Here is a 17,737-nt window from a genome sequence, read left to right as displayed (position 1 = left end):
CTGTGAGGGGGCCAGGGGCCGCAAATATGTGAACACCGGGACCGGCGCCCCGGAGCGGGCGAAACGAGATCACGTTCCGTAGTCACACCATGACACAGAAAGCCGTCACGAGCCCGGAACGACCCGTCAGATCCAGCCCATGTCCTGAGCAGTCCGGATCGCCCCGATGCGGTTGACCGCGCCCAGCTTGGCGATCGCGTTCGACAGGTAGTTGCGCACCGTGCCCTCGCTCAGATGCAGCGACGCGGCGATCTCGCCGACCGAGGCCCCGGAGGCGGCCAGCGCGAGGGCGTCGCGCTCGCGGTCGGTCAGCGGCGACTCCCCGGCCATCATCGCCGAGGCGGCCATCTCGGGGTCGAGGTAACGGCCGCCGGCGTGCACCTTGCGGATGGCGGCGGCCAGTTCCTCGGCGGAGGCGTCCTTCGGGACGAAGCCGCGCACCCCCGCCGCCAGCGCGCGGCGCAGGTAGCCGGGGCGGCCGAAGCTGGTGAGGATCAGCATCGCCTGGCCGGGCATCGACTCGGCGACGCTCAGGCCGTCGAGGCCGGGCATCTCCACGTCGAGCACCAGCACGTCGGGCGTGTGCTCGGCCACGGCGGGCCCCACCTCGTCTCCCCTGCCGACCTGGACCACGACGGTGATGTCGGGCTCCAGGTCGAGCAGGGTGGCGATGGCCTGCCTGATGAGGTGCTGATCGTCGGCCAGCAGGACGCGGATCACGACCGGCCCGCCAGCGCCGGTTCGCGCGCCGCCGGGGCGGCGGCCCTCAGCACGAAGCCGCCCTTCCGGTCGGGCTCGGCCGTCAGCTTCCCGCCGACCGCGCCGAGCCGCTCGGCCAGCCCCGCCAGGCCGCTGCCCTCGCCGTTCTTCACGGCGTCCTTCTGGACGCCGTTGTTGCGCACCTCCAGGATCGTCTCCTCCGACGTGAGCCGGAGAGTGATCTCGCAGGTGGTGGCGGTGCTGTGGCGGAGCACGTTGGTGACCGCCTCGCGGACCACCCAGGCGAACACCGGGGCGGTGTCGCCGGGGGCCTCGCGGTAGGGCAGCTTGAGGTCGCAGGCGATGCCGGCGGCCTCCAGCACCCCCCGTACGCTGGCGAGCTCGGCGGTCAGGTCGAGCTGGCGGTAGCCCTTGACCGCCTCGCGCAGCTCGCGCAGGGCGGTGCGGGCCAGGCCGCGCACCTCGGCCATCTCGGCGCTCGCCGGGGTGTCGCCGCCGAGCCGGACGGCCAGCTCGCTCTTGACCGCGATGGCCGAGAGCTGGTGGCCGACCAGGTCGTGGAGGTCGCGGGCGAACCGCAGGCGCTCCTCGGCGACCGCCAGGCGGGCCTGCGCCTCACGGCCCTCGTGGGCCTCCTCGGCGATGCGCCAGATCCACACCCACAGGCGGTTGGCCCACGGCAGGGTGGCGCACATCAGGGCCGTGTAGGCGAAGGAGCCGACGAGTATCCCGGCCCGGGTGGCCGAGTCGGCCTCGGCCGTGAACACGATCATCTGGTAGCCGTTGAGCGGCCCCATCACCGCCAGGGTGGCGATCGACAGGATCCAGGCGGTGCGCACCCGCACCCCGATCGCGGCGATCGACAACCAGGCGAAGGCGACGAACGACCACGAGGTCGGGGCGCCGGGGCCGACGACCGCCACCACCAGCGCGATGACCGCTCCGGCGATCAGCTCACGCTTGGCGTAGCGCCGGTCGAGGATGGCCTTGGTGACCCGGAGGAACAGGACGGTGAACACCACGACGAGGGCCAGCGCGGGGCCGAGCCGCCACCAGTCGACCGGTCCGTTCTCCTGGCCGCTGACCAGGCCGAGCGCGACGACGAACCAGACCAGCCCAAGAGTCGTGTTGAGCGTCCACCGGACGACTCGCCGCACTCTTTTGATCGCTTTGTCCATCATCGCCTGCCCATCTTAGGTGGGTCACTTCGTGCGCAGAACCTCGGAAACCTTCAACCGCCTGCCGGTACGCAGCACCGCGCGCTCGTAGATGCGCCCGCCCACCATCAGCGTCCCCGCCACCGCGAGCACCATCAAGCCGCCCGACAGCAGCACCTCCCAGATGGCCACCTCCGAGGCCGCCACCCGCACGGGCATGATCATCGACGAGAACGGCGGCACGAACGAGAGGATCTCGGCCACCGGGTGGTCGGGGCTGTTGGAGGCGAAGAACGAGACGCCGTACGAGATGAGGAACAGCATCATCATCGGCTGGAGCACGTTGCCGACCTCCTCCTGGCGCGACACCAGCGAGGCGAGCGACCCGGCGAGGGCGGCGAAGAAGGCGTAACCGAGGATCCACCAGGCGATCGCGCTCACCACGATGCCGGCCATGCCGGGCGGGAAGTCGGTGGCGAACCCGGACAGGAACGCCCCGACGAGCCCGGCGGCCACCACCGCCGTGAGGTTGATGAACCCGACCACCCCGAGCCCGAAGATCTTGCCGCCGAGCAGCTGCCAGGGCCTGATCGAGATGAGCAGGATCTCGACGATCCGGCTGCCCTTCTCCTCGACGACGCCCATGGCGACCACCATGACCGAACTCATGATCATGAAGAACAGGAGCAGCACCACCACGGTCGCGATGCCCTGCCGCGCCGACTCGTAGCGGGTGTCGGCCCCGACCGACGTCATCTCCAGCGGCGTCAGGGTCACCCCGGCCGCGCCGATCTGCGCCTCGCGGTTCGCGCTCTGCAGCAGCAGCCCGAGCTGGTCGTCGATGTCGCCGTTGGTCAGCACCCGCGTCCCGTCGACCAGCGCGACGTCGACGTCGCCGTCGAGGACCGCCGTCGTGGCGGCCCGCTCGTCGGGATAGGTCTTCCAGGTGATCTTCGCCTCGGGGGCGAGCGCCTGGACGGCCAGCTCCTGGCCGCCGACCCGGCCGAGGTTGTACTCGTCGGGCCCGCCGAACAACTTGGGCGCGAACGCGATGCCGCCGGTCAGCAGCGCCGACACGATCAGGCCGATCACGAACGCCCGCGTCCTGACCTGGGTGCGGATCTCGCGCCCGGCCACCATCAAAAGGCCCTTCATGCCACTGCCTCCCTGAAGATCTCGACCAGCGTGGGCCGCTCGACCCCGTACGACTCGACGTGCCCGGCGTCGACGGCCCGCCGCAGGACGGTCTGGTCGTCGCCGCCGACGACCGTCAGCACGTCGCGGTCGCCGTCCCTGCTCAGCTCGCCCGGCAGGCCGTCGGCCCAGCCCGGCTTGGGGTCGCGGACGACCACCCGCAGGCGCCGCCCCTCGGCGTCGCGCAGCTCCTCGACCGACCCGCTCGCCATCATGCGGCCGCCGGCCACGATCCCGACCGAGTCGCAGAGCCGCTCGACCAGCTCCAGCTGGTGGCTGGAGAAGATGACCGGCACGCCCCCGCGCGCCCGCTCGTGCAGCACCTCGGCCAGGACGTCGACCGCGATCGGGTCGAGGCCCGAGAACGGCTCGTCGAGGATGAGCAGCTCGGGGTCGTGGATGAGGGCCACGGCCAGTTGCACCCGCTGCTGGTTGCCCAGCGAGAGCGACTCGACGGTGTCGCCGACCCGCTCGGTCAGCCCGAGGCGCGCGATGAGCTCGTCGCGGGCCTTGCCGACCGCCCCCGCGTCCATGCCGTGGAGCCGCCCGAAGTAGTCGATCTGCTCCCCGACCCGCATCTTCTGGTAGAGGCCCCGCTCCTCCGGCATGTAGCCGAAGGTGCGCCGCTCGGCGAACGTCAGCGGGCGCCCCTTCCAGAGCACCTCGCCCTCGTCGGCCTGCAGCACGCCCATGACGATGCGCATCGTCGTCGTCTTCCCGGCCCCGTTGGCGCCCACGAAGCCGAACATCTGCCCGGCCGGGACCTCGAAGCTCACCCCGTCGAGGGCGACCTTGCCCGCCCCGAATATCTTGCGCAGTCCCTTGATTTCCAACATGACACCATCTTGGCTTTGCCGGTCGATGACCTGTAGACGTGGAAATCAACGGTCGGCCGGGGATTCCGCAGCCGAACGAGATGACATTTGCCACATGACTACGCTTGGCGGCATGACGCCTGACAGGAACGACCAGCCGGTGGTGCTGTCGAAGATCTACACGAAGACCGGCGACGACGGCACGACCGCCCTCGGCGACATGTCCCGCACCGCCAAGACCGACCCGAGGCTCGCGGCCTACGCCGACGTCGAGGAGGCCAACGCGGCCATCGGCGTCGCCCTCGCCATGGGCAGCCCGCCGGAGGAGATCGGGGCGGTGCTGCTGCGCGTCCAGAACGAGATGTTCGACGTGGGGGCCGACCTGTGCACGCCGGTCGTGCCCGACCCCGAGTTCCCTCCGCTGCGGGTCGAGGCGTCCTACGTTGAGTGGCTGGAGTCGCAGTGCGACGAGTTCAACGCCCGGCTGAAGCCGCTGCGCTCGTTCATCCTGCCCGGCGGCTCGGCGGGCACCGCCCTGCTGCACGTCGCCCGCACGGCCGTCCGCCGCGCCGAACGCTCGACGTGGGCGGCCCTGGAGGTCCACGACGACATGAACCCGCTGACGGCGACCTACCTGAACCGGCTGAGCGACCTGCTGTTCATCCTGTGCCGGGTGTCGTCGGACGGGAACGAGATCCTCTGGAAGCCCGGCGGCACCCGCTGACATGCTGCCCAGGAACCGGATCGGCAACTTGTTCGCCACCGGGATCGCCGCGGGCGTGGTGGCCTGGGGCGCGGTCGGCGCCTGGACCGCCCTGACGGTCGACAACTACCCGTGGAACCAGTGGATCCCGTTCACCAACGGACTGACCAAGGGCGTCGTCCTGGGCATGTTCGCGGCCGGCGCCGCGGTGATCGCGGCGGCCCTGCGCGCGGGCACCTGGGGCGTCTTCCTGACCGCGTTCACCGGCGGCGTCTGGCGCGGCACCTACAAGGACCTCAAGGGCGCACCGGACGCGATCCTCTACTTCGAGGACCCGATGCCCGACAGCGAGTGGTTCGGCACGACGATGCTGGTCCACTGGGTGACCAAAGAGGTCTCACCGGCCCTGGTGTGCGCGGGGGCGATCACCCTGCTGGCGGTCCGCGCTCATCGGCGGACCCAGACGATCGGCGCGGGCGCGGTCCTCGTGCTCACGGTCGTCGTGCTCTGTCTCGCGCCCGTGGTCGCCAGCGACCTGGCCCCGCCGGTCCAAGGCAACGGTCAGCACGTGAACCAGGGCGCCGTCGCCGCCTTCCGGTGCTGGCTCATCGCCCTGCCGCTCCTGGTGGCGGGGGCGCGCAGGCTCGCGGTGACCTTCGCGACCTGGAACCTAGACCGCGTCGAGGTGGGCGCTCGGGGGGGCTGACTCCAGCCAGGCCAGGAAGCCCGTGAGCGCGTCTTCGCTCATCGCGATGCTGACCGCGCCGGCCTCGACCGTCCAGTAGCCCTCGGGACCTTCACCCGCGTCGAGCGGGCGGCGGCGGGAAACGACGAGGCCGCGCCTCGCAATCGCGTGGCGCGGCCTCAGACGGATTCCGGCGAAAGGCACCCAGTGGAGCTCTCCTCCGGCGTAGCGGGCTACTCCGCTCTGCCATTTCCGGGTGCCGGTTCGTACACAACAGACCACCGTCCCCCGGCGGGAGGCCAGGGCGATGACACGAATGCAGAACAGGGCAGCGAGCAGAGCCAACCCTATGAGTAGCTCCACCGCTGCCCCTCCTTCTGAAACTCAGACCTCTTCGCCGGCCGCCCGGAGGCGGGCCGCGTTGCGCTTGGCCTCCAGCTGGGCGTCCGCGTCGTCCTGGCTGGACTCGATCGCGGCCTGGGCCCTCTGGAGAGCGTCCTTGGCCGCGGCCACGTCGACCTCGGAACCGAGCTCGGCCGCTTCGGCGAGCACCGACACTTCGTTGGCGGCGACCGAGATGAAGCCCCCGTGTACGGCGGCGACCAGGTCGGCGTTGCCGTCACGCTTGACGCGAAGCACGCCACCCTCGACGAGGACGCCGATAACGGGCGCGTGATTCGGCATAATACCGATCTCGCCCTCGACGGTCTTGGCAATCACCATGTCGGCTTCGCCAGACCAGATCTCACGCTCCGGTGAGACCACGCCCACCTGCAGCTTTGCCATCTCTTCCCTCCAAGAACACCGGCGCGGCCAGGAGGCCGCGCCGGCGCCGCATGATTAGCGGGTCAGTTCCTTCGCCTTGGCGATGGCCTGCTCGATGCCGCCGACCATGAAGAACGCCTGCTCGGGCAGGTGGTCGTACTCACCCGCGCACAGGCCCTTGAAGGAGGCGATGGTCTCGTCCAGCGGGACGAACTCGCCCGGCTGACCGGTGAACGCCTCGGCGGCGTACATCGGGTGGGACAGGAAACGCTCGATGCGGCGGGCCCGCTGAACGGTGACCTTGTCCTCTTCGGAGAGCTCGTCGATGCCGAGGATGGCGATGATGTCCTGCAGTTCCTTGTACTTCTGCAGGATCCGCTTGGTCTCCTGGGCCACCGCGTAGTGCTCCTCGCCGACCACGGTCGGGTCGAGGATGCGGGAGGTGGAGTCGAGCGGGTCGACCGCCGGGTAGATGCCCTTCTCGGAGATCGGACGGGACAGAACCGTCTGAGCGTCGAGGTGGGCGAACGCGTTGTGCGGGGCCGGGTCGGTGATGTCGTCGGCGGGCACGTAGATCGCCTGCATCGAGGTGATCGAGTGACCGCGCGTCGAGGTGATGCGCTCCTGGAGCACGCCCATCTCGTCGGCCAGCGTCGGCTGGTAACCCACGGCGGAGGGCATGCGGCCGAGCAGCGTGGAGACCTCGGAACCGGCCTGGGTGAAGCGGAAGATGTTGTCGATGAAGAGCAGCACGTCCTGCTTCTGCACGTCGCGGAAGTACTCCGCCATCGTCAGCGCCGACAGCGCCACGCGCAGACGGGTGCCCGGGGGCTCGTCCATCTGGCCGAAGACGAGGGCGGTGTCCTTGAGGACGCCGGCCTCCTCCATCTCCAGCCAGAGGTCGTTGCCCTCACGGGTGCGCTCGCCGACGCCCGCGAAGCACGAGGTGCCCGAGAACTTCAGCGCGACTCGACGGATCATCTCCTGGATGAGGACCGTCTTGCCGACGCCCGCGCCGCCGAACAGGCCGATCTTGCCGCCCTTGACGTAAGGGGTGAGCAGGTCGATGACCTTGATGCCGGTGGGCAGCATCTCGGTGCGCGACTCGAGCTGGTCGAAGGCGGGAGAGGGGCGGTGGATGCCCCACTTCTCGGTGACCTTGATGGACGACGTCGGCACGTCGAGCGACTCGCCGAGGGCGTTCCACACGTGGCCCTTGACGACGTCGCCGACCGGCACCGAGATCGGCGCGCCCGAGTCGGACACCGCCGCACCGCGGACCAGGCCGTCGGTGGGCTGCATCGAGATGGCCCGGACCAGGTTGTCACCCAGGTGCTGGGCGACCTCCATCGTCAGGGTCTTGGTCTGCGACTCACCGTCGACTTCGAGGGTGACGTCGACGTTCAACGCGTTGTAGATGTCCGGCATCGCCTCGACGGGGAACTCCACGTCGACGACGGGACCGGTGACACGGGCGACGCGGCCCACGCCGGTCTCAACAGTCTGTGCGGTCATTTCACTCTTTCCCCGCGGCGGAGTCGGCGAGCGCGTTCGCGCCGCCGACGATCTCGCTGATTTCCTGGGTGATCTCCGCCTGACGAACCTGGTTCATCTTCTGGGTGAAAACCCGGATGAGCTCGTTGGCGTTGTCGGTCGCGGACTTCATCGCGCGGCGCCGGGCGGCCTCTTCGGAGGCGGCCGACTGCAGCAGCGCGGAGAAGATGCGCGATTCCACGTAGCGCGGCAGCAGCGAGTCGAGCACGGCACCGGCCGAGGGCTCGAACTCGAAGTAGGGCAGCGGGCCGTCCTTGGGCGCCTCGGTCGTCTCGACGACCTCCAGCGGCAGGATGCGGTTCACCACCACGTTCTGCGTCAGCATCGAGACGAACTCGGTCGAGACGATGTGGATCTCGTCGATCCCGTCTTCGGCCTTGAACGACTCGATCAGCGTGTCGGCGATCTCCTTGGCGTCGGTGTACGACGGCTTACGGGAGAAGCCCACCCACTGGCCGCCCATCTCGCGCTGGCGGAACGCGTGCCAGCCCACGCCCTTGCGTCCGGAGACGAAGGGCGTGACCCGGATGCCGCGCGACTCCAGCAGGCCGCGCAGGGCCTCGGCCTCGCGCAGCAGGTTGGCGTTGAAGCCGCCGCAGAAGCCGCTGTCACTGGTGATGATCAGCACGCCGGCGCGGGCCGGGTTCTCCTTGGCCACCGTGAGCGGGTGGTCGACGGAGGAGGTGTTGCTGACGACACCGGTGACGGCGCGGGTGATCTCCCGCTCGTAGGGCACCGCGGCCTGCATGCGCTGCTGAGCCTTGACGATGCGCGACGAGGCGATGAGCTCCTGCGCGCGGGTGATCTTCGCCGTGGACTTGACCGACTTGATCCGCCGCCGCAGCAGTCGAAGCTGGGCGCCCATCGGCTACTTCGCCTCCGGCTTCCGCACGTGCTTGACGATCTTCTCCTGGCCGACCTCGTCGGCACCGAGCGGGGCCACCGGCTCGTCCTTGACCAGCAGGTCGCCGGACGAGGTGGTGAAGCCCTTCTTGAACTCGGTGATCGAGTCCTTCAGCACGGTGACGGTGTCGTCGGAGAGCTCGCCGCTCTCGCGGATGCCGTCGAAGACGCCCTTCTGGGTGCTGCCGACGTAGTCGAGGAACTCCGACTCGAAGCGGCGGATGTCCTCCAGCGGGACCTCGTCGAGCTCACCGGAGGTGCCCGCCCACACCGAGACGACCTGCTTCTCGGCCGGGAACGGGGAGAACTGCGGCTGCTTGAGCAGTTCGACGAGGCGGGCGCCGCGCTCCAGCTGGGCGCGGGAGGCCGCGTCGAGGTCGGACGCGAAGGCGGCGAACGCCTCCAGGTCACGGTACTGCGACAGGGACAGACGGAGCGTGCCGGCCACCTTGCGCATCGCCTTGATCTGCGCGGAACCGCCGACTCGGGAGACCGAGACACCGACGTTGATCGCCGGGCGGACGCCGGCGTTGAACAGGTCGGTCTCCAGGAAGCACTGGCCGTCGGTGATGGAGATGACGTTGGTCGGGATGAACGCCGAGACGTCGTTGCCCTTGGTCTCGATGATCGGCAGACCGGTCATCGAGCCGCCGCCCATGTCGGCCGAGAGCTTGGCGCAACGCTCGAGCAGCCGCGAGTGCAAGTAGAAGACGTCGCCGGGGAACGCCTCACGGCCCGGCGGACGACGCAGCAGCAGCGAGACGGCGCGGTAGGCGTCGGCCTGCTTGGTCAGGTCGTCGAAGATGATGAGGACGTGCTTGCCCTGGTACATCCAGTGCTGGCCGATGGCCGAACCGGTGTAGGGGGCGAGGTACTTGAAGCCCGCGGCGTCGGACGCCGGAGCGGCCACGATGGTGGTGTACTCCATCGCGCCGGCCTCTTCGAGGCGGCCCTTCACCTGGGCGATCGTCGAACCCTTCTGGCCGACGGCGACGTAGACGCAGCGGACCTGCTTCTCGGGGTCGCCGGAGAGCCAGTTCTCCTTCTGGTTCAGGATCGTGTCGACCGCGATGGCCGTCTTGCCTGTGCCGCGGTCGCCGATGATCAGCTGGCGCTGGCCGCGGCCGATCGGCGTCATGGCGTCGATCGCCTTAAGGCCGGTCTGCAGCGGCTGCTTCACCGGCTGCCGCTGGACGACGGACGGCGCCTGGGTCTCGAGGGCACGACGGCCCTCGGCCTCGATCGCGCCCTTGCCGTCGAGGGGGTTGCCCAGCGGGTCGACAACGCGGCCCATGAAGCCGTCGCCCACCGGGACCGAGAGGACCTGGCCGGTGCGGCGCACCGACTGACCCTCTTCGATCTTGCTGAAGTCGCCCAGAATAACGACACCGATCTCCCGGACGTCCAGGTTCAGTGCCAGGCCACGCGTGCCGTCCTCGAACTCGAGCAGCTCGTTCGCCATCGTCGAGGGAAGGCCGGAGACATGGGCGATACCGTCGCCACAGTCGACGACGGTCCCGATCTCCTCACGTGCCGCGCCTTCCGGCTCGTACGCCTGGACGAAGCGCTCAAGCGCGTCCCGGATCTCGTCCGGCCGGATCGTCAGCTCCGCCATCTCTTCCTGTCTCCCTATTCGCCTAGCCGGCCAACCGGCGGCGGACTTCTTCAATACGTGCGGCGATGGTGGTGTCGATGATCTCGTCCCCGATCTTGATCGAGAACCCACCGAGCACCTTCGGGTCCACCTCGACATTCAGGTGGACGTCACGGCCGTAGGTGGCCCGCAGCCAGTTCGCCAGCCGCTGCTTCTGCGCGTCGGACAGCAGCACCGCGCTGGTGACGACCGCCACCAGTCGCTGCCGCTGCAGGGCGACGAGGCGGCCGAACTCCTCCAGGCCTCGTTCCAGGCTACGTCCGCGCGGGTGTGCGGCGACCTGGGAGACGAGGCGCAGGGTGGTCGGTGCGACCTTGGCCCCGAGCAGGTCGGCCAGGAGCGTCTCCTTGCCGACGGCGGCCGGGTCGGCCAGCACGCGGCGCAGATCGGCGTTGGCGGCGAGGATGCGGCCGAACCGGAACAGCTCGTCTTCGACGTCGTCGAGACGGCCGGCCGCTTCGGCCTCGCTCGCGGCGGCGATCACGCCGAGACGCTCGACGGCGTCGGCGAGGTCACCGGAGCGCGACCACTTGGCCTCGACCGCGGCCACCGTCGTCTCCAGCGCCGCCGTCGAGACCTTGCCCTCGAGCAGGGCGCGGATGGTCTGCGCCTTCTGCTCGGCCGGACGCGACGGGTCGGAGAGCGAACGGCGCAGACCGGGCTCCCGGTCGAAAAGCGAGGCGACCGCGAAGAGCTCATCGGCCAGCGTGCCCAGGTCGGCAGACCCGGCCACGCTGTTGAAACGCTCCTCGACGTCGACCAGAGAGGTCCTGCTCAGGCCCTGCATCAGCGGACCGCCGTCGTCCCGGAGCCCTCGAGCTCCTCGAGGAACCGGTCGACGACGCGACGCTGGCGGGCTTCGTCCTCCAGCGACTCGCCGACGATACGGCCGGCGAGGTCGGTCGACAGGCGGCCGATCTCGGAACGCAGCTGCGCGAGCGCCTGCGCCTTGTCGGCCTCGATCTGGGCGTGGGCGGCCTCGACGATGCGCCGGGCCTCGGCCTGGGCCTCCTCGCGGAGGTCGGCCTTGATCTGCGCGCCCTGCTCACGAGCTTCTTCCCGGAGGCGGGCGGCCTCCTGGCGGGCTTCGTTGAGCTGGTCGCGGTACTGCTGGAGCACAGCCTGGGCCTCGGCCTGGGCGTTCTCCGCCTTCTGGATCCCGCCTTCGATCGCCTCGGTGCGCTCGGCCAGAGTCTTCTGGATGCGCGGGGTGAGGATCTTACCGACGACGAGGAAGACGAGCAGGAACGCGAGACCGCCGACGACCAGCTCGTAGGTGTGCGGGAGGAGCGGGTTGTTCTCCTCCGCCGCCAGAACCGTAGCTGCCAGAGTCATGGGCGCAGCCTTCCGTCAGATGGGATAACGCGTCAGGAGGTCGGGTAGATGAACGGCGCGACAAGACCGATCAGGGCGAGGGCCTCGGTCAGAACGAAGCCGAGCAGCATGTTCTGACGGATGAGGCCGTAGGCCTCGGGCTGGCGGGCGATGGCCTGCACACCCTGGCCGAAGATGATGCCCACGCCGACGCCGGGGCCGATCGCCGCGAGGCCGTAACCGATCGCGCCGATGTTGCCGGTGACTTCAGCGAGAACGCTCATTGCGGTTTCCTTTACTGGTCGGCCGGTGAGTTCTCTTACTCACCGGTCTGGTCACGTCAGTGAGAGGTTTTCAGTGTTCGGCGTGCAGCGAGCCGCCGATGTACATCGCGGCCAGCATGGTGAACAGGAACGCCTGCAGGAACTGGATGAAGATCTCGAAGCCGGTCATCAGCGTCGTCATGAGGAAACCGACCAGGCCGAGCGGCGCACCAAGCGGGGTGAGCTGCTCGAAGAGGAAGTGGAAGCCGACGCTGGCGAAGAAGGCCAGGATGAGGTGGCCGGCGAACATGTTGGCGAACAGTCGGACCGCGTGGGTGAACGGCGCGAGAACGAGGTTCGAGATCAGCTCCAGCGGCGCCATCAGGACGTAGACGCCCTTCGGCAGGCCGGGCGGGAACATCATGTTCTTGAAGTATCCGATCCCGCCCTGGTGCTTGATGCCCAGGTAGACCTTGATGACGTAGATCGTCACCGCGAAGATGATCGGATAGGCGATGTGCGAGTTCACCGGGATCTGCAGCACCGGGATCACACCGAAGAAGTTCCACAGCAGGATCAGCAGGAACAGCGAGAGGAGCAGGGGCATCCAGCGCTCGGCGTCCTTGCCCAGGAACGGGCGGGCGCACTGGTCGCGGACGAACGTGTAGCCGTATTCGCCGATGTTCTGGATGCCGCGCGGCACCAGCTTCGGCTTGGCGAAAGCGGTCCAGGCGAGCACGCAGATGATCAGGGCGCCGATCACCGCGAGGAGGACCGGCTTGTTGAGCCAGACCGGGGCCCCGGAGTAGAGCGGCGGGAAATTGAAGATCTCCGGCCCGGGAGCCTGGAATTCTCCGTCAGCGGCGAGGAGCGTCAGCGTAGTCACGCGGCGTTCCCTTCAACGTCGTGGACCATCATTGGAAGAATCAGAGCTTGTGCGGGCGCGTTCAGCGGCCGTGCTTGAGGTAGACGAGCCAGCAGGCCAGCCCTACCCCGATAACCACACCTATGGGGATGAACGCGTGCACGCCCGTCCAATGGCTCAGCAACCAGCCGAGGCCACCCCAAAGCAGCATTCCCGACAGCAGATAGCTGGGTACTGACCAGGCGGCGTCGGCGAAGTCGCGGCCGTCGTCCTCGGGCCTGCGCTGCTTCTCGCTCATCGCGGGCACGACGATAGCAGGCACCGCAAGGACTAGTCATATCGGACCCCATCAGTTGCCCTGACCGGGAACTTTGGAGTCGGGTTCGACGTACAGGAGCTTCAGCTTCATGAAGCCGCGCATCTCGCCGAAGGTCCACACGACGGTGAGGACGATCACGCTCAGCGCGAATGCCCTGGGGTTGAAGACGGTGGTCGTCTCGAATGCCCTAAGAGTGATCATGATAGCGATCACCTTGACGAGATAGCTCAAAACCGCCGAAGCGAACATGGCCATCGGCGAGATCCGGCCCGCCCAGGTGACCACGATGAGCCCGATCGTGAAGAAGGCGGCCACCAGGCCCAGGGCGATGACGGCGCCGAGCGCCCCCGCGAATCCGGCGAAGATCGCCGACACGATGACCGCTATGACCCCGACCGCCACCGTTGGCACGGCGGCGCCCTTGAGAACGCGCACGTCGTTGGCCTGCATGGACGACTCCAGAACATGTTGTCAACCGAGCGTTTGCTTCGCCCAGGCTATGGGTTGCTGTTAGTGAAAGCTATCACAAGCTCCGCGGGACGGGCTTTACCTGGCTTTTCGCGGCGAATTCACCCGGTTGTCGCCCGGTGGTGGCTCGCCTGCGGGTTCTCCGGCCGGTCGGCGGCGTGGGCGCCCTTGCGCCCCTTGGGCCTCGACAACACCACCAGCACCGCGATCGCGACCCCGCTGATCAGCGGGAACAGGATCAGCGGCACCCCTTCGAGCGACAGGCCCACGATCGTGAACGCGAAGATGAACGTCCAGGCGTACATGATCAGGACGCTCCGCCGGTGGGAGTGGCCGATGTCGAGCAGCCGGTGGTGCAGGTGGCCCCGGTCGGGCGCGAACGGCGACAAACCTTCACTCGTGCGCCGGATCACCGCCATGATCAGGTCGGTCAGCGGCAACACGACCACCGCCAGCGGCAGCAGCGGCAACACCAGCGCGAACCGGTTGACGTCGAGCGCGGTCGTCGGCACCGACGACGTGATGGTCACCAGCGAGGTGGCCAGGACCAGCCCGATCAGCATCGAGCCGGTGTCGCCCATGAAGATCTTCGCCGGGTTGAAGTTGTGGGGCAGGAAACCCAGGCACATGCCGACCAGCAGGGCCGCGACCACGGCGGTCAGGTTGATGCGGGTCTGCTGCTGGTCCTGCGACAACACCATGGAGTAGACCAATGTGGCCATGGCCGCGATGCCGACGATGCCGGCCGCCAGGCCGTCGAGCCCGTCGACGAAGTTGACCGCGTTGATGGCGACGACCACGACCAGGATCGTCATCACGGCCTGGAGGTTCGTGTCGAGGAAGACGTTGCCGCCCATGCTCTCGGGCAGCGGCAGCGACCGCAGCGACACCCCGTAGTAGACCAGCAGACCACCCGCCGCCACCTGGCCGCCGAGCTTGACCAGGGCGTCCATGCCCAGCCAGTCGTCGAGGAAGCCGGTCACCACGATCAGCCCGCCCGCCGCGAGCAGCGCGGGAGTGGTCTGACCGGACTGTTCCAGATTGAGCGCGTCGCCGACCCACGGCAGGTGGGAGGCGGCCAGCAGCCCGGCGGCCATGCCGCCGAACATGGCCAGACCACCCAGCCGGGGGGTCGGCACCTTGTGCACATCGCGCTCCCTGACCTCGGGAGCGGCGCCGATGCGCAGCGCGAAGGCCCGGACCGGAGGCACCAGCAGGTAGGTGACAACGGCAGTGACAAGGCCCACGAAGAAGTATTCGCGCACGGCACCAGTTTCCCGGATCAACGGACCAGTTGAGACGGGCGAAGTACCCAGACCGTCTCTTTACGACGACGCTAGCGCAGCTTTACGAGTACGCGTGCGGTGCGCCGGCCTTGCTCGGCACCCACCGGGGGGTGTCGGCGGCCTCGTCGCTGATCGACGTGAGCACGGCCTGGCGGTAAAGGCCCAGGCGGGTGCGCCATTCGGAGATCTGCTGGACGTACCGTTTCGCGACGTCGGCGTTCCACGTGTCGGTGCTCCGCGCGAGCGTGTAGGGCCGGTCGAGCAGCGTCGAGATCTTCTCCATCAGCGGCATGACCTGGAACCAGAGGTCGACCAGGCGCTGGTATTCGGGATTGAACACCCAGGTCGTCGCCTGGCCGCCCGGAATCAGCAGGTCGTTCCCGTTCGCGGCGGGCGGGGTCTCCCCCGGCTGCAGCGGCCGGGGCGCGGGCGGGTCGAGATAACTCATCGGATCTCCTTACGCGGGCTGACCGGGAGCGACGGAACCGGCGGGGCCGTCGGGCTCGATGTCCTCGGGCACCCACGCGCCCGTGCCCCACTCCCCTGCCGGTACGGAGACACTCGGCATGTCGACCGGCTCGATCTGCGCGTGGACGTCCATCAGCGCGAGAATCGCCTCATCCGAGACCGGCTTCGCGGGAGCGGACAGAACGTCGCCGGGCTGCTCGGCGGCCAGCCGCCGGGGGTCGGATTGGTCTGGACCACTGGTGTACGCCTGCCCTGACCCGTCCCCTGCGGGGCCCTGCGCGGGACCGCCCTCCGAGCCGGAACCCGCGGCGGCCATGGACGGGCTCTCCTGCGGGCCGATCTGGTCGTCGAACCCGAGCAGAGCGCCTAGTGCCTGGTCAGAGAGCTGATCGGCGGGGGCGGACAGGACGTCGCCGGGCTGGTCGGCGGCCAGCTTCCTGGGGTCGAGGTCGCCGCCCGACGAGTGCGTCTGGGCGGCGGGGCCTGACGCGGATTGGTCTGAACCATTCGCGCCGGGGCCCTGAGCGGGGCCGCCCTCCGAGCCCGAGCCGCCATCGGTCATGGACGGCATCTCCTGCGGACCGATCTGCGAATCGATGTTCAACAGCGCGCCGAGGGCTTGGTCGGAGATCGGGTTCGCCGGGGCGGACAGGACGTCACCCGGTTGCTCGGCGGCGAGCTTCTTGGGATCGATCTCGGCCCCGGCCAGGCCCGAGGACCCGGCGTGACCCGTAGGGCCGGCCTGATCGGCGGGCCCGGACTGGCCTGCCAACCCCGAGTGGCCGGTCGCACCGGCTTGGCCTGCGGGGCCGTATTGGCCGTCGGCCGTGAGGCCCGCAGGACCGTAGTGGGCCATGGTCGGACCGCTCGTGAGCCCTGCCTGCCCGGCGGTGGAGCCTTGCTGGCCGGAGGGCCCGCCGTCGCCCTTCGGAGCGCACTGGCCGTCGTTTCCTCCTCCGGCGGGTGAGGTCGTATCGCCTGCGCTGCTATGGGAGTTGCCCGAGTTTCCGCCGTCGGTGATGGTGGCGGGCGGGTTGCCGCCCGCGCCCGAGGGCGATCCGCTTCCGTCGGTGGCCGTCGGCATGCCCTGCGAACCGATCTGGGAGTCGTTGCCGAGGAGCGCGCCGAGGGCCTGGTCGGAGATGGGGTTCGCCGGGGCCGACAGCACGTCGCCGGGCTGCGCGGCGGCCAGGGCCTTCGGGTCGACGGCGTCGCCGTTCACCAGCAGGGTCGTGTCGGCGGGCAGTTGTGGAGCGGAGGCCAGGAACGGGTCTTCGGTCACGTTGTCGGCCGCTGTGCCGACATAGGCGCCGTTGGGGTCGCCCGGGGCCAGACCCGGCTGCGGCGCCGGCTGAGTGACCGGGTTGTTCTTCAGATACGGGTCTTCCGTCACGTTGTCGGCCGCCGTGCCGACATAGGCGCCGTTGGGGTCGCCCGGGGCCAGACCCGGCTGCGGCGCCGGCTGAGTGACCGGGTTGTTCTTCAGATACGGGTCTTCCGTCACGTTGTCGGCCGCCGTGCCGACATAGGCGCCGTTGGGGTCGCCGGGGGCGAGGCCCGGCTGCGGTGCGGGCTGGGCGGCGGCGGGGTTGTTCTTGAGGAAAGGGTCTTCCGTCACGTTGTCGGCCGCCGTGCCCACGTAGGGGCCCATGGGGTCGCCCGGGTCGAGGCCCTGCTGGGGGGCGGGGTGTTTGACCGTCGGCTCCAGCGGTTCGACGTAGCCCGGTTTCCCGTCGGGCTGGGGGCCCTGCGGGGGCTGCGCGTCGTCGATCGGGCGGACCACCTCGATGTCCTGATTGAGCGGGTAGGACACCACCTTCGTCCCGTCGACCTCGAGCTCGACCCGGCCCTTCGTCTGGTCGATGTCGTCGGGATGGTCCTTCTTCGGGGTGTCGATCGGCTCCTGCTTCGGAGGCGGGGTCTCGCCGTCGCTCTTCTTCGGGGGCGGGTTGGAGTCGTCGCCCCGGTTCGGAGCGGGCGTCTCGGTGTCGCCCGTCTTCGGCGGCTCGGTCTCCCCGTCGCTCTTCTTCGGCGGCGGGTTCGAGTCGTCGCCCCGGTTCGGAGCCGGGGTCTCGGTGTCGCCCTTCTTGGGGGGTTCCGTCTCGCCCGCCGGCTTCTTCGGGGGTTCCGTCTCGCCCGTCGGCTTCTTCGGGGGATCCGTGTCGCCCGACGGCTGCTTGGGCGGTTCGGTTTCGCCCGCAGGCTTCTTCGGGGGTGGGTCGGTGTCGCCCGCGGTCGGCTTGGGGGCCGGGTTGGCGTCGCCGGACGTCGTCGGGTGGGTGCCCGGTTCGCGTTCGCGCTTCTCCAGGAGGGCCAGGCGGGCGGTGACGTCCTTGTCCATCTCGGCGATGGCGTCGGCCACCGCCGAGGGCCGGTAGGTCACCGCGGCGGGCACACCCGCGTTGCGGACCGTGGTGGTCGCCTTGGCCTCGATGGTCTCCATCTCCTTGGCCGCGCTTCGCAGCTCGGCCAGGAGATCGCGGACCAGTTTGGGGTCCATCCCATCGATCTTGGGCATGCGCCAGCCTCCCGGGGTCGAAAACCTCGACTCACGCTAGGCCGCCACGCCCCCGGTGACCCGGTGCGATAGCCAGACGGTATGGA

Annotated in this window: 20 protein-coding genes; 2 read left to right on the top strand and 18 right to left on the bottom strand. The window is 69.2% G+C overall.

What is annotated here, in order from left to right; all coding sequences use genetic code 11:
• Positions 1-126: 126 nt before the first annotated feature.
• The 4 genes from AW274_RS29830 to AW274_RS29815 are packed head-to-tail and all read right to left on the bottom strand — an operon-like array spanning position 127 to position 3,907.
• Positions 127-720, bottom strand: a complete 594-nt coding sequence (locus tag AW274_RS29830; RefSeq protein WP_062438941.1) for a response regulator transcription factor — start codon at positions 718-720, stop codon at positions 127-129.
• Positions 717-1,877, bottom strand: coding sequence for a sensor histidine kinase (locus AW274_RS29825; RefSeq protein ID WP_198169483.1), 1,161 nt, complete (start codon positions 1,875-1,877; stop codon positions 717-719). Before AW274_RS29825 ends, AW274_RS29830 begins: the two co-directional genes overlap by 4 nt.
• A 45-nt stretch (positions 1,878-1,922) precedes the next feature.
• Complete coding sequence (locus tag AW274_RS29820; protein WP_062438935.1) at positions 1,923-3,032, bottom strand: ABC transporter permease; 1,110 nt, start codon at positions 3,030-3,032, stop codon at positions 1,923-1,925.
• Entirely contained in the window at positions 3,029-3,907 is an 879-nt protein-coding gene (locus AW274_RS29815; RefSeq protein ID WP_062438932.1) for an ABC transporter ATP-binding protein, read from the bottom strand. The genes AW274_RS29820 and AW274_RS29815 overlap by 4 nt, the downstream gene beginning before the upstream one ends.
• 112 nt (positions 3,908-4,019) lie before the next feature.
• Here AW274_RS29815 and AW274_RS29810 point away from each other — a divergent pair, with 112 nt between their 5' ends.
• Entirely contained in the window at positions 4,020-4,610 is a 591-nt protein-coding gene (locus AW274_RS29810; RefSeq protein WP_062438928.1) for a cob(I)yrinic acid a,c-diamide adenosyltransferase, read from the top strand.
• A 1-nt stretch (position 4,611) separates the two neighbouring features.
• Complete coding sequence (locus AW274_RS29805; RefSeq protein ID WP_062438925.1) at positions 4,612-5,295, top strand: hypothetical protein; 684 nt, start codon at positions 4,612-4,614, stop codon at positions 5,293-5,295.
• On the opposite strand, the gene AW274_RS29800 is transcribed toward AW274_RS29805, so the two are convergent.
• The 14 genes from AW274_RS29800 to AW274_RS29735 all read right to left on the bottom strand — a co-directional run bounded on the left by AW274_RS29800 (position 5,260) and on the right by AW274_RS29735 (position 17,651).
• On the bottom strand, positions 5,260-5,637 hold the full coding sequence (locus tag AW274_RS29800) for a DUF2550 domain-containing protein (protein ID WP_062438922.1): 378 nt from the start codon (positions 5,635-5,637) through the stop codon (positions 5,260-5,262). The two genes, AW274_RS29805 and AW274_RS29800, sit on opposite strands and share 36 nt — an antisense overlap.
• 21 nt (positions 5,638-5,658) lie before the next feature.
• Positions 5,659-6,060: a F0F1 ATP synthase subunit epsilon gene (locus AW274_RS29795; protein WP_030450992.1), complete on the bottom strand. Its 402-nt coding sequence runs from the start codon at positions 6,058-6,060 to the stop codon at positions 5,659-5,661.
• Positions 6,061-6,114: 54 nt separating this feature from the next.
• A complete protein-coding gene (gene atpD / locus AW274_RS29790) occupies positions 6,115-7,554 on the bottom strand; it encodes a F0F1 ATP synthase subunit beta (protein ID WP_062335829.1) in 1,440 nt (479 codons plus the stop codon).
• A 1-nt stretch (position 7,555) separates the two neighbouring features.
• Positions 7,556-8,458, bottom strand: a complete 903-nt coding sequence (locus AW274_RS29785) for a F0F1 ATP synthase subunit gamma (RefSeq protein ID WP_062438919.1) — start codon at positions 8,456-8,458, stop codon at positions 7,556-7,558.
• A gap of 3 nt (positions 8,459-8,461) precedes the next feature.
• Complete coding sequence (gene atpA / locus AW274_RS29780) at positions 8,462-10,111, bottom strand: F0F1 ATP synthase subunit alpha (protein ID WP_062335825.1); 1,650 nt, start codon at positions 10,109-10,111, stop codon at positions 8,462-8,464.
• Positions 10,112-10,133: 22 nt separating this feature from the next.
• Positions 10,134-10,937 (bottom strand): F0F1 ATP synthase subunit delta, encoded by an 804-nt coding sequence (locus AW274_RS29775; RefSeq protein WP_062438916.1) that lies wholly within the window; start codon positions 10,935-10,937, stop codon positions 10,134-10,136.
• Complete coding sequence (locus tag AW274_RS29770) at positions 10,937-11,485, bottom strand: F0F1 ATP synthase subunit B (protein ID WP_062438912.1); 549 nt, start codon at positions 11,483-11,485, stop codon at positions 10,937-10,939. Before AW274_RS29770 ends, AW274_RS29775 begins: the two co-directional genes overlap by 1 nt.
• Positions 11,486-11,517: 32 nt before the next feature.
• Complete coding sequence (gene atpE, locus AW274_RS29765) at positions 11,518-11,748, bottom strand: ATP synthase F0 subunit C (protein ID WP_062335818.1); 231 nt, start codon at positions 11,746-11,748, stop codon at positions 11,518-11,520.
• Positions 11,749-11,818: 70 nt separating this feature from the next.
• Positions 11,819-12,613 carry a F0F1 ATP synthase subunit A gene (atpB, locus tag AW274_RS29760; protein WP_062438910.1) on the bottom strand — a complete coding sequence of 265 codons (795 nt, stop codon included), beginning with the start codon at positions 12,611-12,613 and terminating at the stop codon, positions 11,819-11,821.
• Positions 12,614-12,674: 61 nt separating this feature from the next.
• Positions 12,675-12,890 (bottom strand): hypothetical protein, encoded by a 216-nt coding sequence (locus AW274_RS29755; RefSeq protein WP_051759411.1) that lies wholly within the window; start codon positions 12,888-12,890, stop codon positions 12,675-12,677.
• 51 nt (positions 12,891-12,941) lie between these two features.
• On the bottom strand, positions 12,942-13,361 hold the full coding sequence (locus AW274_RS29750; protein ID WP_062438906.1) for a Cg1360 family ATP-synthase-associated protein: 420 nt from the start codon (positions 13,359-13,361) through the stop codon (positions 12,942-12,944).
• Positions 13,362-13,480: 119 nt separating this feature from the next.
• A complete protein-coding gene (locus tag AW274_RS29745; RefSeq protein ID WP_062438903.1) occupies positions 13,481-14,644 on the bottom strand; it encodes a glycosyltransferase family 4 protein in 1,164 nt (387 codons plus the stop codon).
• Between the two features lie 82 nt (positions 14,645-14,726).
• On the bottom strand, positions 14,727-15,113 hold the full coding sequence (locus AW274_RS29740) for a hypothetical protein (RefSeq protein WP_062335810.1): 387 nt from the start codon (positions 15,111-15,113) through the stop codon (positions 14,727-14,729).
• 9 nt (positions 15,114-15,122) lie between these two features.
• Positions 15,123-17,651 (bottom strand): hypothetical protein, encoded by a 2,529-nt coding sequence (locus AW274_RS29735; RefSeq protein WP_062438898.1) that lies wholly within the window; start codon positions 17,649-17,651, stop codon positions 15,123-15,125.
• Positions 17,652-17,737: the final 86 nt, after the last annotated feature.

This window comes from Herbidospora daliensis (assembly GCF_001570585.1).
GTDB lineage: Bacteria > Actinomycetota > Actinomycetes > Streptosporangiales > Streptosporangiaceae > Herbidospora > Herbidospora daliensis.
The sequence above is the reverse complement of the archived record's forward strand: the minus strand, read 5'-3'. Positions and strand labels throughout refer to the sequence as shown.

What these genes read in the sequence shown, in the direction of transcription:
- AW274_RS29820 (WP_062438935.1), bottom strand. Translation starts at nt 3,032, where the DNA reads ATGAAGGGCCTTTTGATGGTGGCCGGGCGCGAGATCCGCACCCAGGTC.
- AW274_RS29815 (WP_062438932.1), bottom strand. Translation starts at nt 3,907, where the DNA reads ATGTTGGAAATCAAGGGACTGCGCAAGATATTCGGGGCGGGCAAGGTC.
- AW274_RS29810 (WP_062438928.1), top strand. Translation starts at nt 4,020, where the DNA reads ATGACGCCTGACAGGAACGACCAGCCGGTGGTGCTGTCGAAGATCTAC.
- AW274_RS29805 (WP_062438925.1), top strand. Translation starts at nt 4,612, where the DNA reads ATGCTGCCCAGGAACCGGATCGGCAACTTGTTCGCCACCGGGATCGCC.
- AW274_RS29795 (WP_030450992.1), bottom strand. Translation starts at nt 6,060, where the DNA reads ATGGCAAAGCTGCAGGTGGGCGTGGTCTCACCGGAGCGTGAGATCTGG.
- atpD (WP_062335829.1), bottom strand. Translation starts at nt 7,554, where the DNA reads ATGACCGCACAGACTGTTGAGACCGGCGTGGGCCGCGTCGCCCGTGTC.
- AW274_RS29785 (WP_062438919.1), bottom strand. Translation starts at nt 8,458, where the DNA reads ATGGGCGCCCAGCTTCGACTGCTGCGGCGGCGGATCAAGTCGGTCAAG.
- atpA (WP_062335825.1), bottom strand. Translation starts at nt 10,111, where the DNA reads ATGGCGGAGCTGACGATCCGGCCGGACGAGATCCGGGACGCGCTTGAG.
- AW274_RS29775 (WP_062438916.1), bottom strand. Translation starts at nt 10,937, where the DNA reads ATGCAGGGCCTGAGCAGGACCTCTCTGGTCGACGTCGAGGAGCGTTTC.
- AW274_RS29770 (WP_062438912.1), bottom strand. Translation starts at nt 11,485, where the DNA reads ATGACTCTGGCAGCTACGGTTCTGGCGGCGGAGGAGAACAACCCGCTC.
- atpE (WP_062335818.1), bottom strand. Translation starts at nt 11,748, where the DNA reads ATGAGCGTTCTCGCTGAAGTCACCGGCAACATCGGCGCGATCGGTTAC.
- AW274_RS29755 (WP_051759411.1), bottom strand. Translation starts at nt 12,890, where the DNA reads ATGAGCGAGAAGCAGCGCAGGCCCGAGGACGACGGCCGCGACTTCGCC.
- AW274_RS29750 (WP_062438906.1), bottom strand. Translation starts at nt 13,361, where the DNA reads ATGCAGGCCAACGACGTGCGCGTTCTCAAGGGCGCCGCCGTGCCAACG.
- AW274_RS29740 (WP_062335810.1), bottom strand. Translation starts at nt 15,113, where the DNA reads ATGAGTTATCTCGACCCGCCCGCGCCCCGGCCGCTGCAGCCGGGGGAG.
- AW274_RS29735 (WP_062438898.1), bottom strand. Translation starts at nt 17,651, where the DNA reads ATGCCCAAGATCGATGGGATGGACCCCAAACTGGTCCGCGATCTCCTG.